The sequence below is a fragment of the Novosphingobium mangrovi genome (genome assembly GCF_022818885.1).
Taxonomy (GTDB): Bacteria; Pseudomonadota; Alphaproteobacteria; order Sphingomonadales; family Sphingomonadaceae; genus Novosphingobium; species Novosphingobium mangrovi.
Window position 1 is genome coordinate 1 of sequence record NZ_JALHAT010000062.1, and the last position, 19,506, is coordinate 19,506.

Genomic DNA, 19,506 nt, shown 5'->3' on the forward strand with positions numbered 1-19,506 from the left:
GGGCGGCGGCAAGCCGCGCCGCGATCGCCAGGGCGGTGAAGGCGAGCGCCAGGATCGCCGCGAAGCTCCGCGCGGCGAGCGCAACAACGGCGCAAATGCCGGTGGTGCGGGCGAAGGCGAGCGCAAGCGCCGCTTCCGTCCCCGCGGCGGCAAGAGCGTGGGCACGCACAAGAACGCGGTGCGCCGCGCAGGCTGAGCCTGCTGCGCCATCACAGGTGAACACGACGATCCCGGGGGCCCTGCTCTCGGGATCGATCTGTTTTCAGGGCCACCGGAAGGGAAAAGAGATGATTCAAGGGGCCATCGCCCCTTGACCCCAGAATGGGCGACCTCACCTTTCTCAGCCAAGGCAGCGCATCACAGGTGAGCCCGACATTATGGGGAGCCCGAGGGCGATGGCCCTCGGAAATCTCGTCCTGTTCTTCCAAACCCGGATCGCACTGAATTCGGCGTATCTTTTCCCACCATGGCTTTGCAGGCGTCCAGCGCGCAGGCATAAGTGGGTATATGGGATCGCTTTCCGCCCCCGGCCTCTGGGCCCTTCTCGTCTCGGCTCTGGCCATGACGGCCATCGTGGGCGGGCGCTATCTGGCGACCTCCGGCCTCTTCGCGCTCATCACCCGGCGCGCCCGGCCCGGGCTCTATGCCGGGATGGACCGGCAGATCCGCCGCGAGATCTTCTGGTCGCTGCTCTCGGCCGGGATCTACGGCGTTCCCGCCGGGATCGTCGCCTGGGGCTGGCAGGCCCATGGCTGGACGCGCATCTACACCGACTTTTCCGCCTACCCTGTGTGGTGGATGCCGCTTTCGGTCTTCCTCTTCCTCTTCGCGCACGACACCTGGTTCTACTGGACCCACCGCTGGATGCACCGCCCGCGCGTGTTCCGCATCGCCCATGCGGTCCACCACGCCAGCCGCCCGCCCACCGCCTGGGCAGCGATGAGTTTCCACCCCGTCGAGGCGGTGACGGGCGCGGTGGTGATCCCTGCGCTCGTCTTTCTCATCCCGATCCACGTGGCCATGCTCGGCCTCGTTCTCACCATCATGACCGTGATGGGCATCACCAACCACATGGGCTGGGAGATCTTCCCACAGGCCCTTGTCCGCTCGCGGCTCGGCCACTGGCTGATCACCGCCTCGCACCACCACCGCCACCACGAGCAGTACCGATGCAACTACGGCCTCTATTTCCGGTTCTGGGACCACCTCTGCGGGACCGACCGGGGTATATCCACGCCCTGAGTCTGCTTGCCCTTGCCCCGCTCGCGATGGGGGCGACAGGGGCCGGGGACGAGGGCACTTCGGCGCCCGCGGCCAAGGTCGTCACCAGCGCGCTCGCGGTGAAGGGCGCGGTGCCCCACGTCACCGCGCGCATCACCGACCTTCGCTCCACCAAGGGGCAGATTCTGGCCTGCCTGACCCGCGACCCCGACACCTTTCCCGACTGCGACAAGGACCCCGAGGCGCACCGCCTGATCGTTCCGGCCAGCAAGGACGTGGAACTCGACTTCGGACCGGTCGCGCAAGGCCGCTACGCCGTCGCGCTGATCCACGACGAAAACGCCAACGGCAAACTCGACAAGGCGCTCATCATCCCGCGCGAGGGCTTCGGTTTTTCGCGCGATGCCCCCGTACGCATGGGGCCACCCGCTTTCGACAAGGCCGCCTTCGCCACCGGTGCGGAGAATACCCGCCTGACGATCCGTATGCGCTATTTGCTCTAGGCGCGCTATTTGCCACCAGGACAGGCCCATAAGGCTTGCCGCCGCGCGCCGTGCCCCCTAACGCCGAAAGGGTGGAAGGATCGCAGCAAAGCCCCCGCCCGCCCTCGGCGACGGCGCAGACCTCGCCCGGCGGCCCCGAGGGCCCGTTTTCCCCGTTTCGCCACCCCGTCTTCCGCTCGATCTGGATCGCGAACCTGTTCTCGAACCTGGGCGCGACGATGCAGGGCGTGGCCGCAGCCTGGCTGATGACCGACCTGACGAGCTCGCACCAGCTCGTCGCGCTGGTCCAGGCCTCAACCACCGTGCCGATCATGCTCTTCGGCGTGTTTGCAGGCGCGATTGCCGACAACTACGACCGCCGCGTCGTCATGCTGATCGCGCAATCGGGCATGCTGCTTGTCTCCAGCCTGCTGGCCGGACTGACGTATGCCGGGCTCATCTCGCCCATCCTGCTGCTCGCCTTCACGCTGAGCGTGGGCATCGGCACCGCGCTCAACGCGCCCGCCTGGCAGGCCTCGGTGCGCCAGGTCGTCGCGCCGCGCCAGATTCCCCAGGCGATCGCGCTGAATTCGATCTCCTTCAACATCGCGCGTTCGGTAGGCCCGGCGCTCGGCGGCCTCATCATCTCGATCTGGGATGTCTCCTTCGCCTTCGCGATCAACGCCATCAGCTACATCGGCCTCATCGGCGTGCTGCTGTGGTGGCGCCCGCAGCACCGCAAGATCGCCCCGACCCCGATCCTGCCCGCCGTCTGGGCCGGAATCAGCTACTGCGCGAAGACCCGCCCCTTGCGCCGGATCCTCACCCGCAGCTTCGCACTGGGCCTCGGCCTCTCGGCCTATCAGGCGCTGCTGCCCACCGTGGTCAGCGACCAGATCGGGGGCACCGAGATCGACTTCGGCATGATGCTGGGCCTGTTCGGGATCGGCTCGATCTGCGCGGCCCCGTTCGGCACCGCGATCCGCCGCAAGCTCGGCCTTGAGGGCATTCTCCTGCTCGGCACCGGGACCTTCGTGCTCTCGCTCTCGGTCATCGCCGAAGTGCGCACGATCCCGCTGGCCCTGCCAGCCGCGTTCATCTCGGGGATGGCCTGGGTGCTGATCCTCACCACCATCAACACCGCGGTGCAGCTGCGCTCGCCCGAATCGATTCTGGGCCGCTGCCTTTCGATCTACCAGGCGGTCACCTTCGGGGGCATGGCCATCGGCGCGTGGATCTGGGGCGCGCTGGCCGACTGGAAGGGGCTGCCCTTCGCGCTCCACGCCGGGTCGGTCGCGCTGCTGGTCGGTTTCCTGCTGCTGCGCGTGCTAGCCCCGCTGCCGCGCCTGGGCGAAGGTGTCGTCGGCGAGGATTGATCCCCCAAATTGATCCACTGGGGCGCGTATTTAAAGAATATTTTACCACGGCAAGGCATGACGATGGGCCTGTCGGAGACTTGGGGATTCCACATGGATACGTTGCGCGGTCAGTTTTCCGAGCCCGACGTGCCTTTCGAGGAGGCGGGCAATGCCGAATCGGCCACGCCTGTTGCCGTGGGCCGCGACGAGCGGCGCATGCAGGTACGCGCCTACAACTTCTGGGCGGGCCTTCTGGGCGAACGCGCCTTTCCCCACACCGACGACCTTGCCCCCGAGACGATCTTCGACTTCGGGCCCAACAGCGTCCTGCTCGACTTTGCCGAGGGGATCGAGGACCCCATCGTCCGGTTCGTGGGCACCACGCTGGCACAGGAGTGCGACCTCGACACGCCGATCCGCACCCTGGCGGACGTGCCCAGCCGCTCACTGCTCTCGCGCATTACCGACCACTACATGCAGATCCTCGCGAACCAGGCCCCGATCGGGTTCGAGGCCGAATTCGTCAACCAGCGCGGCGAGACCGTGCTCTACCGCGGGATCCTGCTCCCCTTCGCACGCGACGATGCCACCATCGATGCGATCCTGGGCGTCATCAACTGGAAGGCGCTGAGCCCGGCCGAGGCGCAGGCGCGCGCCGAGCGCCTGGGCGATGCCCCCGCAAAGGCGGACGAAAGCGTGCCCGCCATGCTGCGCGAAACGGCCCCGATGACCGAATGGGCCGATGGCCCGGCCGATGAGGCCTTCGATATCGCTCCCGGTCTCGAACTTCCCCCGCTCTCGCTCGAGCTTCCGACCGCGCAGTTCGGCCTTGTCGATCCGGATGACCTGGCCGCCAGCGCGCCGACCGGCTTTGCCCCGCCCGCGCCGCGCGATCTCGCCGACTGGCTGGGCGCGGCACGCGAAGAGGCACGGCTCGCGCGCGGCTGCGAAAGCCGCTCACGCGAGGCGCTCTACGCGGCCATCGGCCGCGCCTACGACTTCGCGCTGGCCTGCGAGGAGGCTCCGGACGCGTACGCCGAGCTGCTCGCGCAGGCCGAGATCACCGTGCAGGAGCGCGCCCCGCTGCTGCCGGTGGCCAAGCTCGTCTTCGGGACCGACTACGACAAGACGCGCCTCACCGAGGTTGCCACCGCCATGGCCCACGGCCAGCGTCTGGGCCTTGCCCGCGGGGGCCTCAAGGACCTGCTCGCCACCACGCCCGGAGGCCTCAAGGCCGTGATCCGCGCCGAACGCGAGCTGCGCCGCGCCGAGGCCGGGGACGCCAGCGCCCTGATCGCCCGCCACGAGGAACTCCTCGCCGCGCTGCGCCAGATGCCGCCCAAGCCCTTCGAGCAGAGCGCGCAGGGCCGCGAATTTGCCGTCCTCGTCGCCCGCCGCACCCCCGAAGGCCGGCTCATCCTGCTCGGCGAAATCGACGACGATGCCCGCCTGCTCGACCGCGCGGCGCGCCATCTGCTCGATTGAGCGAACCCGCCAGGCAGAACACGAGATATCCGAGGGCCATCGCCCTCGGGCTCCCCGAACTGTCGACCTCACGTCCCGCATGCACTGGTGGCCGAAAGAGGTGAGGTCGCCGATTCCGGGGGCAAGGGGCGATGGCCCCTTGGTCATTGTCCTTCCTCCGTCCCCACTTCCCACGGCCCATCGCCCCCGCTAGGCTTCGCACCGTTCCCCGGCGCCCTGCCTGAAGGGCGCTTCAGCACCGGTTAAGGCCCGAAAGGCCCTAGAGGCACCATGCCGTTGATGCGTTTCGCCGCTGCCCTGATTTCCGTTCTGGCCCTGCTCGGCTGGTCGGCCACCCCGGCCGCCGCGCAATCGATCCTGCGCGACGCCGAGACCGAGGCGCTGCTCCATGACATGGCCGAGCCTTTGATTGCCGCGTCCGGGCTGGAGCCCGAGAACGTCGACATCGTTCTCGTCAACGACATGTCGGTCAACGCCTTCGTTGCAGGCGGCCAGGCGGTCTACGTCAATGCGGGCCTCATCAACGAGGCGGACACCGCCGAGGAAGTCCAGGGCGTAATCGCGCACGAGCTGGGCCACGTCACCGGCGGTCACGCCGTGCTGCGCCCGGGCGCCTCGGCGGCGAGCAACATCTCAATCCTCTCGCTGCTGCTGGGCGCGGCCGCCGCAGCGGCCGGCAGCGCGGAAGCAGGCCTTGGCGTGATGATGGCCGGGCAGCAGGCCGCGATGGGCAAGTTCCTCGCCTACACCCGCTCGCAGGAAGCCTCGGCCGACGCGGCAGGCGCGGAGTATCTCTCCAAGGCCGGAATCAGCGGGCGCGGCTCGATCGAGTTCTTCAAGAAGCTGCAGAACCTCGAATTTCGCCACGGCTATCGTCCACAGGAGGGCGACGAGTTCTTCTCCACCCACCCGCTCACCGGCGACCGCATCCAGACGCTTCAGGACACCTACCAGAAGGACCCAGCCTGGGATAAACCGGCCAACGCCGACATCCAGAAGCGTTTCGTGCGCATGAAGGCCAAGCTGTTCGGCTACCTCGCCGAGCCGCGCCTCGTGTTCCGCGAGTATCCCACGACCGTCAACACGGTGCCCGCGCGCTATGCCCGCGCCTACGCCTACCACCGCGAGAACCAGTTCGAGAAGGCGAGCGCCGAAGTCGCGGCCCTGGTCGAGACCGATCCCGACGATCCCTATTTTCTGGAAATGCAGGGGCAGATCCTGCTGGAAAGCGGGCAGCCCAAGAAGGCGCTCGAGCCCTTGCGCAAGGCCACGCAGGAAACCGGGAACCAGCCGCTCATCGCCACCCTCTTCGGCCACGCGCTGATCGCGACCGAGGACCGCGCCAACCACGACGAGGCGCGCCGCGTGCTCAAGGCCGCCGTGGTGCGCGACCGCGAGAACCCCTTTGCCTGGTACCAGCTGGGCGTCATCTACGCGCAGGACAACGACATGCCCCGCGCCTACCTTGCCAGCGCCGAACAGCAGGCGCTCTCGGGCCGCATGGCCGAGGCCCTGCGCAGCGCCCAGGCCGCCGAGGCGGGCCTGCCGGAATACTCCGCCGACTGGCTTCGTGCCCAGGATATCGAGATGCAGGCGCGCGCTGAACTGGAACGCCGCGCCGAGCGCCGCTAGGGCGGCCCCTTCACACAACCACCGACCACCCTCGACAGACCAGACAGGACGCCAGGATACACATGGGAATGGGAACGAAGCTTGCTGCCGGGATTGCCGCCATCGCCGTGATTGGCACAGGCGGCTGGTTCGGCGGCCGCATGGCGGTGGAACGCGTGGTCCACGACTACATCCTCGAACACCCCGAGATCCTGCCCCAGGCGATGGAAAACCTGCAGAAGCGCGAATCGCAGGAGCAGCTCGCGGGCGTGCGCCAGAGCGTGGAGACCCCCTTCCCCGGCGCGGTCCTGGGCAACCCCGATGGCACCACTACGCTGGTCGAATTCAGCGATTTTGCCTGTGGCTACTGCCGCCAGAGCCTGCCCGACGTGCAGGCGCTGATCGCCAAGAACCCGGACCTGCGCATCGTCGTGCGCGAACTGCCCGTGATCAGCCCGGCAAGCCCGGCCGCCGCGCGCATGGCGCTCGCCGCCGCCGAACAGGGCAAGTACCCCGCGTTCCACGACGCGATGTTCGCAGCCGGCCAGGTGGATGAGAGCACTATCGAGGCGGTCGCGCAGAAGGTGGGTCTCGACATGGAGCGCGCGCGCCGCGTGGCCGAGAGCCCCACGGTCGAGGAGGAGATCCAGCGCAACCTCAAGATGGCGAGCCAGCTGGGCTTCACCGGCACGCCGAGCTGGATTGCGGGCGACGCCCTGATCGCAGGCGCGGTCGGCATCGACCAGCTGTCCCGCGCGCTCGACGAAGCGCGCGCCGCACGCTCTGCACAGGACAGCTGAGCCCACTGCTTTTCAGGCGGCCCGGTTTCGGGCCGCCCCCAAACTAGGCTAGACCATGGTCATGCGCGTACTGCCCATCCAGCCGATTCCGTTCTTCGCGAACAAGGACAAGGCCTTCTGGCGCCTGCAGACCGCCGGCTGGGCCGGCGCGATGCTGCTGCGCACGATGTCGATGATCGCCAACAACCAGCCGCTGACCTCGCTGGTCCTTGTGCTGATCCAGACGATCACCGGCTTCTCGATCTCGCTCGTCCTCTCGGTGATCTACCGGGGCCTCATCGCGCGCCGCCCGATCATCACCTGGGGCCTGACCGCGGTGATCCTGGCCTTCGCGGTCTCGCTCCACGCCTTCATCGACGCCTGGGTCTGGTCGCTGTGGCGCACCGACAGCGACGCCAGCTTCACCCAGCTGTTTCTCGGCGTCCTCTACATCGACGCGACGCTGCTCGGTGCCTGGTCCGCGCTCTACTACGCGATCAACTTCTACCTCCAGGTGGAGGAGCAGAACGACCAGCTGATCCGGCTCGAAAGCCAGGCGACGAGCGCGCAGCTGGCCATGCTGCGCTACCAGCTCAACCCGCACTTCCTGTTCAACACGCTGAACTCGATCTCGACGCTGGTGCTGCTGAAGCAAACAGAGCCCGCCAACGCGATGCTCAGCCGGCTTTCCTCGTTCCTGCGCTACACGCTCGTCAACAAGCCCTCCGCGCGGGTGACCGTGGCCCAGGAGGTCGAGACGCTGAAACTCTACCTCGACATCGAGCGCATGCGCTTCGAGGAACGGCTGCGCACCACCTTCACCATCGATCCCGCCACCGAGAAGTGCCTGCTGCCCTCGCTGCTGCTCCAGCCGCTGGTCGAAAACGCCATCAAGTATGCCGTGAGCCCGCAGGAATCCGGGGCCGAGATCACCATCGCCACGCAGCTCATCGGCCCTACGCTTCGCATTACCGTCTCCGATACCGGACCGGGCTTGCAAAGCGCCACCACCGACAACAGGTTGTCGGGCATGACCTACGATGGAGGGGAGCCGGTATCCACCGGCGTTGGCCTATCGAACATTCGTGACAGGCTTGACCAGGCGTACGGCGAGGATCACCGTTTCGAGACGCTCGAACCGGTCGAGGGCGGCTTTGCCGTCCTTATCGAGATGCCCGCCGAACGCCGGGACGAAGCCGAGGAAGACCTGCCCGGTCGGCCACCCCAGGCCGCCCTGGCGGGACGCTGAGCACACTACCCGCAATCACCAAAGGGGGCGGGAACAAAGGGGGATGGCGCGCATTGCGCTTTTTTCCGGAGAAGTAAAAAGATGACAATTCGCACGATCCTTGTCGACGACGAGAAGCTGGCCATCCAGGGCCTGCAGCTGCGCCTCGAGAAATACGCCGACGTCGAGATCATCGACACGTGCTCGAACGGGCGCGAGGCGATCCGCAAGATCAAGACCGAAAAGCCCGACCTCGTCTTCCTCGACATCCAGATGCCCGGCTTCGACGGCTTCTCGGTGGTCAAGGGCGTGATGGAGATCGAACCCCCGCTCTTCGTCTTCGTGACCGCCTACCAGGAGCACGCCGTGCGCGCCTTCGAGGCCAACGCGGTGAACTACCTGATGAAGCCGGTCGACGAGAGCAAGCTCGACGACACGCTCGCCCGCGTGCGCCAGCGCATCGCGGAAAAGAAGTCCGCCGAAGAGGCCGAAAAGCTGAAATCGGTGCTCGCCGAAGTCGCCCCCGATGCAGTTGACCACATCCCGGAAGACCCCGAACAGGCCGCCTCGGAGCGTTACGAGAAGCTCATCAACATCAAGGATCGCGGCCAGATCTTCCGCATCGATGTCGACACGATCGAGCACATCGAGGCGGCGGGTGACTACATGTGCATCCGCACCGCCGACAATTCGCTGATCCTGCGCGAGACGATGAAGGACCTGGAGCGCCGCCTCGACCCGCGCGTGTTCCAGCGCGTCCACCGCTCGACCATCGTCAACCTCAACCAGGTCCGCCAGGTCAAGCCGCACACCAACGGCGAATGCTTCCTCGTTCTCGATTCGGGCGCGCAGGTGAAGGTCTCGCGCAGCTACCGCGACGTGATTGCCCGCTTCGTGCACTGACCCACGAACCACCGCCGGAAAACGAATCAAAAGGGCCCTGCCGGTCACCCTCTCAAGGGGACGGGCAGGGCCCTTCGTCGCACGAGGCACCGGCCATTCAGGTGCAAGGGGTGGCCGGTGTCCGGCCGGGTGTTTTGCGCGACCTTACTTGGTCGCGTACTCACCGGCTTCGGCGTTGAAGTTCTTGCGGGCAAAGGCCTTGGCCGCCGACTGCGTCTCGAAGATCTCGTCCTGCAGCTTGGACGAGACGATCGGGTAGCCGATCGAGTTGTAGCGCGTGGTGCGCACGGTCAGACGGAAATTGCCGCTCTCGTCCTTCTGGATGAGGAAAGGCTTGATGGGGCCCTGGGCCATGAAACTGCTCCTATATCGTGTACCGGCGACCCGGCGTTGCTGTTGAACGGGAGGACCTTGCGCCCCTTTGCGGGCACGCACGCAATCCGATCCCGGGCACGAGCGGGGTGGGCCAGAACGGCAGCCGAAAAACGCCCGGCAGACGCGGGGGGCGTCCGGGCATCGGCAGGGTTGGGCTGAACAGCGATCCGGGGGGACCTCGGGCACCTGGAGCGGGGGGGCTCCGGGCCGTGGGTCCTGGGTCATGCAGCCACGAGCGCCTTGTGGCCTGTGAGCTCGTGTTGGAGCCCCTATGCGCTCCTTTTGCGTATTTTGCAAATCCGGGATGCAACGCCTCCTCGACAGGCGGGCAATCGCTTGGCAAGGACACGCATATGACTGAGCCGACCCTGTCCGGCCTCGCTTCCGAGGCCTTCGCCATCGACACATTCGTTGCCGCCACCCTCGCCGAGGACCTGGGCGAAGGACTTCCCGGAGGCGGACGCGACGTCACCAGCGAAAGCGTGATCGATGCCGACGCGCGCTTCTCGGGCGTCATGGATTCGCGCGATGCGATCACGGTGGCAGGACTGCCCCTCGCCGCCGCCTTCTTCCGCGCGCTCGATCCCGAAATGGAAATCGAGATTCTCGTCGAGGAAGGCACCCAAGCCCAGCCGGGCGCCGACCTCATGCGCCTCACCGGCAACGCACGCGCCATGCTGACGGCCGAGCGCAGCGCGCTCAACACCGTCCAGCATCTGTCCGGCATCGCCACGATGACCCGCGCCTACGTCGATGCGATGGAAGGCCATGCGACCCTTCTCGACACGCGCAAGACCATTCCGGGCCTGCGGCACCTCGAAAAATACGCCACCCGCATGGGCGGCGCGCAGAACCACCGCATGGGCCTGTGGGATGCCGCCATGATCAAGGACAACCACGTCCTCGTCGCGGGCGGCGTGGGCCCGGCCGTGGCGCGCGCGCGCGAAGCGGGCGTTGCGCAGATCATCTGCGAGGTCGATCACCTCGAACAGATCGAGCCGGCCATCGAGGCGGGCGCCCACCACCTCCTGCTCGACAACATGGGTCCCGACATGCTGCGCGAGGCCGTGGCCCGCGTCGCCGGGCGCGTGCCCACCGAGGCCTCGGGCGGGGTCAACCTCCCCACCATCGGTGCGATCGCGGCCTCGGGCGTCACGTATGTCTCGGTGGGGCGCCTCACCCAGAGCGCACCGGCCGCCGACATCGGGCTCGACTTCACCCCGCTCTGACCCGGGAGAACCGCGCGCGATGCCGTCCCGGCCAACCTCGATCCGCATCTTCGGCGCCCTGATGCTGGCACAGGGCCTCACGGCCCTCGCCACCGTGCCGCTGACCTATGCGCAGGAGCCCGGCAGCCTGCCGATGGTACTGATGGCGATGTACGCCGTCGGCTACTATCTGTGCTTCTGGTACATGATCGCCCGGCGCGCCAACGCCATCGCGCTGTGGTTCTATGTCGGCCTTGCCCTGCTGGACCTGCCGATGACCATCGTCTTCTGGGAAGAGTACGCGGCCCCCGGCACGCTGCATCTGGCGCTGAGCCTTGCGAACCTGGCGCTCGAACTGGCCTCGGTGGCGCTGCTCCTGTGCACCGACGCGCTCGCCTGGGTGCGCGCCAGAGGCCAGGTCCCCGATCACCGGGATATCTTCCGCTAGAATGGCCCGCGCGGGCATCTGCATCGGCCTCGCACTCCTGGCGACGCCGCTTGTCCCTCAGCAAGCCCTCGCACAAGCCTACCAGTGCCGCATGCCGCGCCAACTCGCGCCGCCAAGGCCGGTCACGCCCGATGGCCCTGCCCGCCCACGTCCCATCGCAGGCTACACGCTGGCGGCCAGCTGGTCGCCCGACTGGTGCAAGACGCACGGGAACCCCAAGGCGATGCAGTGCGACACCCGCTTCGGGCGCTTCGGCTTCATCCTTCACGGCCTCTGGCCCGAGGCCGCGCGGGGCCCCTCCCCGCAGTGGTGCGCAGTGACGCCCCTGCCCCGCCCGCAAACGCTGCGCAAGCACCTGTGCATGACCCCATCGCCCTCGCTGCTGGTCCACGAATGGGCCAAGCACGGCAGCTGCATGACGAAGGACCCGGCCAGGTACTACCGCGTGAGCGCGATTCTGTGGCGCTCGGTTCACTGGCCCGACGCCGACCGCCTCTCGCGCAAGGAGGACCTGAGAGCTCGAGACTTTCGCGACGCCTTCCTCGCGCGCAACCGCGACTGGCCGCGCAAGGCCATCGGCATCCACCTCAGCCGCCGGGGTTGGCTGCACGAAGTGCGCCTGTGCTACGGCGCGGACTTCCGCCCCCGAGCCTGCGACACCCGGCGCCTCGGCGCGCGCGACGAGACCCCCATGAAGATCTGGCGGGGGCTTTGAGCCCGAAAATCAGGAAATGGATTCCGAGGGCCATCGCCCTCGGGCTCCCCAAACTGTCTGGCTCACCTTTTGCGCGCCACCCTGGCTGAGAACGGTGAGGCCGCCCATTTTGGGGTCAAGGGGCGATGGCCCCTTGGAAATTCCCCTTTTCCAACTTCCCGGCCCTCGTCCCGATCAACGCCGCTCGCGAAAGAAGGTGCGCAGGAGGTCCGCCGCTTCGGCCTCGCCCATGCCGGAATAGACCTCCGGGCGGTGGAGGCACTGGGGGTGATCGAAGACGCGCGCTCCGTGTTCGACGGCCCCGCCCTTGGGATCGCTGGCAGCGTAGTAGAGCCTCGCGATACGGGCATGGGCGATCGCGCCGGCGCACATCGCGCAAGGTTCGAGCGTCACCCACAGCTCGCATCCGGTCAGCCGTTCGTCGCCGAGGATTCGCGCGGCCTCGCGAATCGCCTCGATTTCGGCGTGGCTCGTGGGGTCGTGGCGAGCTCTGGGCGCGTTGCGTCCCGTGGCGATCACCTTTTTATCCTTCACCACCACAGCGCCGATGGGGACCTCCCCCGAATCGGCGGCTTCGCGGGCTTGCGCGAGGGCGAGAGCCATGTATTGGGGGAGCGGCCAGCGGGTCATGTACCCTGCGCTAGCCTGCGAAATCCGCCCATGCAACTTGACCTTTGCACAGGGAATCAGTAAGGGCGCGCCTTCCCGTACTTACGGCAACCGTTTTTTTCGAGCGAGAGTAAACATGTCCCGCATCTGCGAACTGACCGGCAAGGGCCGTCAGGTCGGCTGCAACGTCAGCCACGCCAACAACAAGACCAAGCGCGTCTTCCTGCCCAACCTCCAGAACGTCACGCTGATGTCGGAACGTCTGGACCGCAGCTTCAAGTTCCGTGTCTCGACGCACGGTCTGCGCTCGGTCGAGCACAATGGTGGCCTCGACAACTGGCTGCTCAAGACCTCGGACGGCAAGCTCAGCCCGCGCGCCCTCAAGGTGAAGCGCGAGCTCAAGAAGCAGCAGGCCGCCTGATTGCCCTCACCCCGCAAGGGGTGAACGGCCAATTCGGCTTCTCGCAAGGGCGTGCGGTTTACCCGCGCGCTTTTTGCGTGTCCTTTGCTATCTGAACCAGCGCTCAGCGGGCGGGTTTCGACGCGCCCGTGCAGGGTAGCTGCGCGGGATCGACCGACAGCTTCCACAAAAGCGTGCTCTGCCAGTGCCGCATGAAGTTGTCGTCCGAGATCAGCCAGATCTCGACGCGGCCTTGCGCGCCCTCACGCACCGCCATCCCCTCGAAATTGTCGAGCGGCATGTCCGAGGCCAGCACCGCGACCTCCTGCGAGGTCCAGGTCTCGCCCGGCACGATGTCGCGCGGATCGGCAATCACGATGCGCCCCGCAAAGGTCAGCGGCGCCGGCCAGACCAGCCGCCGCATGAGCACCAGCACGCGCCCATCAGGCAACGTGGCGGCATCAACCGCGGAAAAGTTGCGCGCCCCTGCAAACTGCAGCCGCTGGGCTTTCCCGCCCTCTTGCGGCCCCTCTACCGGATCGCCGTCAAACAGCACCGCGTCGTGCAAGCGCCCGCCCGTGCCCGACGTCGGTGTCTCGCGCAGGACGAGAAAACGTCCGTCACGCAGCCGCGTCATCGCCTCGGGTCCCGAATTGACGTCCCAATCGCGCATCGCGGCAGGCTTCACGCGTTTCTCTTCACGTAACTGTGCGTCCGTGCGCGCAATCGCGTTGACGCCCTCCATGCCCAGCCAGATCGCGCCGCTTCGCAAGTCCCGAAACGCCGATTCGACGTCACGATCCTCCTTCTCCTTGCTGCGCGTCGCCAGGCCAACCTTGCCATAGGCATGGCGAAAGGGCGCCCCTGCGCGCATGGAGAGGTGCAGCCACATGCCTCCGTCGCTGATCGCCAGAAGCTGGTCATCGCCTATCGGCACCAGCGCCGAATAGCCGCCCGCACGCGCACCGCTCAGTTGCCAGGCGCCTTCCAGGCGCAAGGGTCCAAGATCGCGCGCCAGCCGGCCCCGATCGGGCAAACGCTGACGCACGAGCACAAGACCGTTGCCCTCCGGGTCCGGCAGCTGCGGCGATCGCACCCAGATCGGCACGACGAGCCCGGCCAGCAGGATCAACGAAGCGATACGAGCGAGCACGGGACCTCTTTAAAGGCGGATATCGCCAGGTTAGGGTATATAAAGCAGGAAGAAAGGAGATTTCCGAGGGCCATCGCCCTCGGGCTCCCGGACCTGTCCAGTTCACCTTGCGCCCGCCCCCCTGGCTGAGAAAGGCGAGGTTGCCGATTTTGGGGTCAAGGGGCGATGGCCCCTTGAAAAATCCTTCTCCCGGACTAGCGCGATCAGTTCATCGGCCCAGTAAACAGGATCGGATCGACGCGCGCGTCCTTCCACTTGATCGACCAGTGCAGGTGCGGCCCGGTCGCGCGGCCCGAGCTGCCGATCTTGCCGATCACCTGGCCCTGGCGCACCGTATCGCCCACCTTCACCTCAATTTCCGAGCAGTGCAGGAAGGCGCTGTTGAGGCCATTGCCATGGTCGATCATCAGCAAGTGCCCCTCAAGCGAGAAGGGCTTGGAATCGGCCGCCAGAATCACCGTGCCATCGGCCGGTGCAACAAACGGCGTCCCGCTGGTGCCGGTCGCGATGTCGAGGCCCGAGTGGTAGCTGCCCGGCTCACCGCGATAGATGCGCTGCGAGCCGAAGCGGCCCGAGATTCGCCCCTTCACCGGCCAGATGAAGTCCTGCGTCCAGCCCATGGCGCCGGTGCGCTTGGCGCGCGCGGCCACGATCTGGGCAAGTTCGGGACGGCGGATCTTCATGAAGGCTTCGGACGGCCCGCCCTTGCGGCGCGCGACATTCACCCGCTCGATGTTCCACTTGCGCGGCGAAACCGAGATCGTGCGCTCGACCACCGAACCATCGGCAAGCGTGGCGACGAGGCGGGCGCTATCCTTGGCATCGCGGTCGAAGGCGGCGAACCACTGGCCCGACCCTTCCGCCACGCCGACATCCTCGCCGTCAAGCGTCATGGAAACGGTGCCCCTGGGCGCGACGCCGCGAATCCAGCCCCCTTGCGTGACTTCGCCGGTAAAGGAGAGGCCCTGCCCGCGCGCCGCATCATCGGCCGCGTGGGCCGGGCGCTCGGCAGCAAGAAACGTGCCCGAGGCGAGAACCGCGCAGCCAAGAGCGCTCCCCAAGGCCAGCCGGCCAAGGAGGGACGTGGGTGCAATCTTCGTCATGGGATGGTTCCCTGGGTCAGGTGTCCGAGAGCATGCGGCGCGTCGCGATCTCCGCGCTCGCGTAAGCTTCCTGCCGCTCCGCGCTCCAGTAGCGCAGCTCCTCGAGCGCGATGGGCTCGCCGGTCACGGCGCAATTCACGTAGTTGCCCGGGCTCAGCATACGGTAGCTGCTGGGCCCGTAGGCGAGCTTGGCGGGACGGTCGGCAGAAGACATTAGCATGCCCTTGGATCTAGCAGAGGCCCCGCCTCAAAACAAATCGCCCTGTCGCGGTTCCTCGGCCTTCGGTCGCGGGGCAGGCGCGGGCTTGGGGCTGGCCCTGGGTGCCGGGGCCGGAGCCGGGCCCGAAGAGCCGGAAGGGGCCACGCCCTCGCCCACCGCGACCGCCAGTTCGCCATCGCGAAACTCAAGGACGAGGCCGGTTTCGGCCGCTGCCTTTTCGCGCGTGGTCAGCGCCTTGCCGTCCACGGTCTTGACCAGCGCATAGCCCCGTTCGAGCGGCAGGCGCGGGTTGAGCTGGGGCAGCACGCGCGCAAAAGGCGCCAGCCGGTCGCGGTCCTGTGCCCAGCGGCGGGTCAGGAGGCGTGGCTCAAGGCCCGTACCGGCCAGGTCCTTGCCCGCCTGGACTACCTGGCGCTGAAGCAGCGGCAGCGAGAGCCTGGCGGCGGCGACGCCCAGATGCTCACGCTTGCGCCCCGCCCGGTCTTTGAGGCCGCGCCGCAGCCGGTCGGTAAGATCGTCAAGCGCCTGCGCCTTCATGGCCAGGATCGCATCGGGCTTGGGTAGGCGCTGCACGCGCGCTTCCAGCCGTTCCCGCCCCAGCGTTACCGGACGCAGCGCGCAGCGGCGCATGCGAAAGCCCATCTCATCCAATTGGCCCAGCAGTTCGCGGCGCACCGGCACCGCCATTTCGGCGGCGGCGGTGGGCGTGGGCGCGCGTCGGTCCGCGGCATAGTCGCACAAGGTGGTGTCGGTCTCATGCCCCACGGCCGAGATGACAGGGATCGAGCATTCGGCCACCGCGCGCACGACCACTTCCTCGTTGAAACTCCACAGGTCCTCGATCGAACCGCCGCCGCGCGCGACGATGACAAGGTCGGGGCGCGGCACCGGACCGCCGGGCGCGATGTCGGAGAAGCCGCGCACCGCATTCGCGACCTGCTGGGCAGCGCCTTCGCCCTGCACCAGCACGGGCCAGACCAGAACCTCGCTCGGGAAACGATCAGCCAGGCGGTGAAGGATGTCGCGGATGACCGCGCCCGTGGGCGAGGTGACGACACCGATGGTGCGGGGCAGGAAGGGCAGCGCGCGCTTCCTCTCGGGCGCGAAGAGACCTTCGGCGGCGAGCCGCGCGCGCAGCTTTTCCAGGAGCGCCAGCAGCGCGCCCTCGCCCGCGATCTCCATCGATTCGATCACGATCTGGTACTTGGAGCGCCCGGGATAGGTCGTCAGCTTGCCCGCCGCGACGACCTCGATCCCGTCCTCGGGCCGGAAGGCGAGGCGCTGCGCGTTGCCGCGCCACATCACCCCATCGATCACCGCCTTGTCGTCCTTCAAGGCGCAGTAGAGGTGCCCGGAGGCCGCGCGCTTGACGCCCGAAAGCTCTCCGCGCAGGCGTACATAGCCGAACCGATCCTCGACCGTGCGCTTCAATCGGGCCGAAATCTCGGTGATCGAGAGCGGCGCGGCGTTGTCCCCTGCGCCCTCCTTCGCTACCAGCCCCTCCAAGCGACCGTATTCGGTATTGTCATCGTCAGTGGATCGATTGAAAGGCACGGGGTTATGAACATCCTTCTTCTGGGCTCGGGCGGGCGCGAACATGCGCTGGCATGGAAGATGGCGCAATCCCCGCTGTGCGACGTGCTCTACGCTGCCCCCGGAAATCCGGGTATCGCGCAGGACGCGACCTGCGTGGAGCTGGATGCGACCGACCACGGCGCCGTCCTCGCCTTCTGCGAGGACAAGCGCATCGGGCTCGTCGTGATCGGCCCCGAGGCCCCGCTCGTCGACGGCCTTGCCGATTCGCTGCGCGAGGCTGGCGTTCCGGTGTTCGGTCCCAACAAGGCCGCCGCCCAGCTCGAAGGCTCCAAGGGCTTTACCAAGGACCTGTGCGCCAAGGCCGACATTCCCACCGGCCGCTATGTGCGCGTCACCAGCGAATCGGCCGGACTTGCCGCTCTGGCCGAATTCGGCGCGCCCGTGGTGGTGAAGGCCGATGGCCTTGCCGCGGGCAAGGGCGTGACCGTCGCGATGACCGAGGCCGAGGCCGAAATGGCGGTCATGGAAATCTTCTCGGGGCGCTTTGGCGAGGCGGGCGCGGAAGCGGTGATCGAGGAATACCTGGATGGTGAGGAAGCCAGCTTCTTCGCGCTGACCGATGGTTCGACCATCGTGCCCTTCGCCAGCGCGCAGGACCACAAGCGCGTGGGCGATGGCGACATCGGCCCCAACACCGGCGGCATGGGCGCCTACAGCCCGGCCAAGGTGCTCACCCCCGAGCTCACCGCCGAGACGATGACCCGCATCATCGCGCCCACCGTACGCGCGCTCGCCGACGAGGGCATGCCCTATAACGGCGTCCTGTTCCTGGGCCTCATGCTCACCAAGGACGGCCCCAAGCTTATCGAGTACAACTGCCGCTTCGGCGATCCGGAATGCCAGGTGATGATGATGCGCCTGCAGAGCGATCTCGTCGAACTGCTCCACGCCTGTGCGGAGAACCGCCTCGGCTCGGTCGCGCCGCCGCGCTTCTCCGACGAGCCCGCACTCACCGTGGTGATGGCCGCGCACGGCTATCCCGGCACGCCCGAGAAGGGCGGCGCGATCAAGGGGATCGAGGGCAACGAGAACGACCACGTGAAGGTCTTCCACGCCGGCACCGCGCTCAAGGACGATACGCTGGTGGCGAGCGGAGGCCGCGTGCTCAACGTGACCGGCATGGGGTCTTCGGTCAGCGAAGCGCAGGGGCGTGCCTACGCCGCGCTCGACGCGATCGACTTCCCGACCGGCTTTGCCCGTCGCGACATCGGTTGGCGCGAGGTGGCGCGCGAGAAGAGCGCCCACTAAGCCCATGATCAAGCACGCCGACGCCATCCTCAAGCTGTGCCTTGCGGCCGGGGCCCTGTTGGGCGGGGCGGGCGTCGGCTTCTACTACGGCATCTACCTGCCCTCGCAGGACATCCGTGAGCAGAGCCAGGCCATGGCCCGACGCCAGGAGAACGCGGTCCAGCAGACCGACGCACTGGCCCAGCAGGCCCGGCGCGAAAAGGCCGCGCAGACCGCCTTCGAGGACTGCGTGAGCCGCGCCCAGCTTTCCTACAAGAACCACTGGAGCGCCGCCTGCCGCGCCCAGCACGCCGCCGACGTCGCCGAGTTCGAGGACTGCGCGGACAACTTCTTCGCCACCGAGAGCGGATGCCGCCGCAAGCATCCGATCCGGCCCGAACGCGGCTGCGCGCTCACCACCCAGCTTGCCGACCGGCTCGTCGAGGAACGCCGCGAGGCGCGCCGCGAATGCCAGGTAGACCTGGAAGAGGCTCGGCGCCGGGCGTCAGCGCAGGCCTGAACGGGCGACCTCACCTCCCTCAGCCAAGTGGGCGCGCAAAAGGTGAGCCAGACAGTTCCGGGAGCCCGAGGGCGATGGCCCTCGGATTTCTCTCCTTCGTCTCTTGATTGATCACACCGCCGCGCGGCTGAGCCCTCCGGGCGGCTCGTCGAGCAAGAGCTTCACCATCATCGCCAGCCTCTTGGCGTCCTCGCGTGCGAGGTGCTCCTTGGGAAGCTTGGCCCGCGCGGCGTCCAGCGCGCGCACGACCTGTTCGCGCGTGTAACCCCGCCGGCCGATGAATTCGCCCAGGTACCGGATCGGGAAGGGAAGGGGTTTGCCGATGGCGTGGCACAGGACCTCGAACCAGTATTCGTCGAGGTCAGCATCGGCGTAGAGGTCGCAGTCCTCGGTGAAGGCAACCATCTCGGCATAGACCTGCGCGGGCGGCAGACCTTGGGATTCCAGCAGTTCGCGGCTGATGCCATGGAGGCTCTCGGCCTCATCGGACCAGTCCCAGTAAGTCCAGCGGGGCGAGGGCTTGATGAGCCAGGCCCGGCTGCGCCCGTCCACGCGCGCGATGGCGACCTCGATGGGAAAGGATTGCCCGTACTCGGGCAGGCAGCTTGCCTCGAAGTCGATCAGCGCCGGACAGGTCAATCGGCCAACTCCCCAGTTCCGGGCGGTCCGTCGGGCAGCACACCAAGGCGCTGCCCGACGGACCGGAACCGGAAAATCGGCCCCTGTCGGGTCAGACGCCAGCAAGCGCCTTGAGATCGGCTTCCGGACGGGCCCCCATGTGCGAAATGATCTCGGCTGCACAGACTGCCCCAAGCTTGAGGCACTTGGCAACCTCCATGCCGCGCACGTGGCCATAGAGGAAGCC

The 19,506-nt window shown here is 67.4% G+C and carries 21 protein-coding genes and 2 pseudogenes; 15 read left to right on the top strand and 8 right to left on the bottom strand.

What is annotated here, in order from left to right:
* The 9 genes and pseudogenes from MTR65_RS18995 to MTR65_RS19035 form a co-directional block, all read left to right on the top strand.
* Window positions 1-196: pseudogene (locus MTR65_RS18995) on the top strand (DEAD/DEAH box helicase); the annotation flags it as partial.
* Between the two features lie 311 nt (window positions 197-507).
* On the top strand, window positions 508-1,242 hold the full coding sequence (locus MTR65_RS19000) for a sterol desaturase family protein (RefSeq protein ID WP_243802965.1): 735 nt from the start codon (window positions 508-510) through the stop codon (window positions 1,240-1,242).
* A gap of 26 nt (window positions 1,243-1,268) precedes the next feature.
* Window positions 1,269-1,724 carry a DUF2141 domain-containing protein gene (locus tag MTR65_RS19005; RefSeq protein ID WP_243802966.1) on the top strand — a complete coding sequence of 152 codons (456 nt, stop codon included), beginning with the start codon at window positions 1,269-1,271 and terminating at the stop codon, window positions 1,722-1,724.
* Between the two features lie 71 nt (window positions 1,725-1,795).
* On the top strand, window positions 1,796-3,079 hold the full coding sequence (locus MTR65_RS19010) for an MFS transporter (protein ID WP_327194350.1): 1,284 nt from the start codon (window positions 1,796-1,798) through the stop codon (window positions 3,077-3,079).
* A 93-nt stretch (window positions 3,080-3,172) separates the two neighbouring features.
* Window positions 3,173-4,546 carry a PAS domain-containing protein gene (locus MTR65_RS19015; protein ID WP_243802967.1) on the top strand — a complete coding sequence of 458 codons (1,374 nt, stop codon included), beginning with the start codon at window positions 3,173-3,175 and terminating at the stop codon, window positions 4,544-4,546.
* A gap of 270 nt (window positions 4,547-4,816) precedes the next feature.
* Window positions 4,817-6,178 (top strand): M48 family metalloprotease, encoded by a 1,362-nt coding sequence (locus MTR65_RS19020; protein ID WP_419145067.1) that lies wholly within the window; start codon window positions 4,817-4,819, stop codon window positions 6,176-6,178.
* A 68-nt stretch (window positions 6,179-6,246) separates the two neighbouring features.
* Window positions 6,247-6,957, top strand: coding sequence for a DsbA family protein (locus MTR65_RS19025; protein WP_243802968.1), 711 nt, complete (start codon window positions 6,247-6,249; stop codon window positions 6,955-6,957).
* 61 nt (window positions 6,958-7,018) lie between these two features.
* The gene (locus tag MTR65_RS19030) at window positions 7,019-8,185 is read left to right on the top strand and encodes a sensor histidine kinase (RefSeq protein ID WP_243802969.1); all 1,167 of its coding nucleotides are present in this window, start codon (window positions 7,019-7,021) and stop codon (window positions 8,183-8,185) included.
* Between the two features lie 81 nt (window positions 8,186-8,266).
* The gene (locus MTR65_RS19035; protein WP_039389775.1) at window positions 8,267-9,067 is read left to right on the top strand and encodes a LytR/AlgR family response regulator transcription factor; all 801 of its coding nucleotides are present in this window, start codon (window positions 8,267-8,269) and stop codon (window positions 9,065-9,067) included.
* A 144-nt stretch (window positions 9,068-9,211) separates the two neighbouring features.
* Here the strand turns inward: MTR65_RS19035 and MTR65_RS19040 are convergent, their stop codons facing one another.
* Window positions 9,212-9,421 carry a hypothetical protein gene (locus tag MTR65_RS19040; protein ID WP_039389778.1) on the bottom strand — a complete coding sequence of 70 codons (210 nt, stop codon included), beginning with the start codon at window positions 9,419-9,421 and terminating at the stop codon, window positions 9,212-9,214.
* A 374-nt stretch (window positions 9,422-9,795) separates the two neighbouring features.
* On the opposite strand from MTR65_RS19040, the gene nadC reads away from it, so the two are divergent.
* The 3 genes from nadC to MTR65_RS19055 are packed head-to-tail and all read left to right on the top strand — an operon-like array spanning window position 9,796 to window position 11,813.
* Entirely contained in the window at window positions 9,796-10,671 is an 876-nt protein-coding gene (nadC, locus tag MTR65_RS19045) for a carboxylating nicotinate-nucleotide diphosphorylase (RefSeq protein WP_243802970.1), read from the top strand.
* Window positions 10,672-10,690: 19 nt separating this feature from the next.
* On the top strand, window positions 10,691-11,098 hold the full coding sequence (locus MTR65_RS19050; RefSeq protein WP_243802971.1) for a hypothetical protein: 408 nt from the start codon (window positions 10,691-10,693) through the stop codon (window positions 11,096-11,098).
* Window position 11,099: 1 nt separating this feature from the next.
* On the top strand, window positions 11,100-11,813 hold the full coding sequence (locus MTR65_RS19055; protein WP_243802972.1) for a ribonuclease T2 family protein: 714 nt from the start codon (window positions 11,100-11,102) through the stop codon (window positions 11,811-11,813).
* A gap of 174 nt (window positions 11,814-11,987) precedes the next feature.
* On the opposite strand, the gene MTR65_RS19060 is transcribed toward MTR65_RS19055, so the two are convergent.
* A complete protein-coding gene (locus MTR65_RS19060; RefSeq protein ID WP_039389786.1) occupies window positions 11,988-12,443 on the bottom strand; it encodes a nucleoside deaminase in 456 nt (151 codons plus the stop codon).
* Window positions 12,444-12,558: 115 nt separating this feature from the next.
* Here MTR65_RS19060 and rpmB point away from each other — a divergent pair, with 115 nt between their 5' ends.
* Window positions 12,559-12,843: a 50S ribosomal protein L28 gene (rpmB, locus tag MTR65_RS19065; RefSeq protein ID WP_039389789.1), complete on the top strand. Its 285-nt coding sequence runs from the start codon at window positions 12,559-12,561 to the stop codon at window positions 12,841-12,843.
* 103 nt (window positions 12,844-12,946) lie between these two features.
* Here rpmB and MTR65_RS19070 read toward each other — a convergent pair whose 3' ends face one another.
* The 4 genes from MTR65_RS19070 to xseA form a co-directional block, all read right to left on the bottom strand.
* Window positions 12,947-13,975: an esterase-like activity of phytase family protein gene (locus MTR65_RS19070; protein ID WP_243802973.1), complete on the bottom strand. Its 1,029-nt coding sequence runs from the start codon at window positions 13,973-13,975 to the stop codon at window positions 12,947-12,949.
* A gap of 203 nt (window positions 13,976-14,178) precedes the next feature.
* Window positions 14,179-15,078: a M23 family metallopeptidase gene (locus MTR65_RS19075; protein WP_243802974.1), complete on the bottom strand. Its 900-nt coding sequence runs from the start codon at window positions 15,076-15,078 to the stop codon at window positions 14,179-14,181.
* Window positions 15,079-15,094: 16 nt separating this feature from the next.
* Window positions 15,095-15,298, bottom strand: coding sequence for a DUF2093 domain-containing protein (locus MTR65_RS19080; RefSeq protein ID WP_039389797.1), 204 nt, complete (start codon window positions 15,296-15,298; stop codon window positions 15,095-15,097).
* Window positions 15,299-15,325: 27 nt separating this feature from the next.
* On the bottom strand, window positions 15,326-16,897 hold the full coding sequence (xseA, locus tag MTR65_RS19085) for an exodeoxyribonuclease VII large subunit (protein ID WP_243802975.1): 1,572 nt from the start codon (window positions 16,895-16,897) through the stop codon (window positions 15,326-15,328).
* Between xseA and purD the strand changes: the two genes are divergently transcribed.
* Together purD and MTR65_RS19095 are read left to right on the top strand one after the other, a co-directional pair.
* Window positions 16,859-18,142, top strand: coding sequence for a phosphoribosylamine--glycine ligase (gene purD / locus MTR65_RS19090; RefSeq protein WP_243802977.1), 1,284 nt, complete (start codon window positions 16,859-16,861; stop codon window positions 18,140-18,142). The two genes, xseA and purD, sit on opposite strands and share 39 nt — an antisense overlap.
* 4 nt (window positions 18,143-18,146) lie before the next feature.
* Window positions 18,147-18,641 (top strand): hypothetical protein, encoded by a 495-nt coding sequence (locus tag MTR65_RS19095; protein ID WP_243802979.1) that lies wholly within the window; start codon window positions 18,147-18,149, stop codon window positions 18,639-18,641.
* A 111-nt stretch (window positions 18,642-18,752) separates the two neighbouring features.
* Here the strand turns inward: MTR65_RS19095 and MTR65_RS19100 are convergent, their stop codons facing one another.
* A complete protein-coding gene (locus tag MTR65_RS19100) occupies window positions 18,753-19,280 on the bottom strand; it encodes a 3'-5' exonuclease family protein (protein ID WP_243802981.1) in 528 nt (175 codons plus the stop codon).
* A gap of 91 nt (window positions 19,281-19,371) precedes the next feature.
* Window positions 19,372-19,506: pseudogene (locus MTR65_RS19105) on the bottom strand (adenosine kinase); the annotation flags it as partial.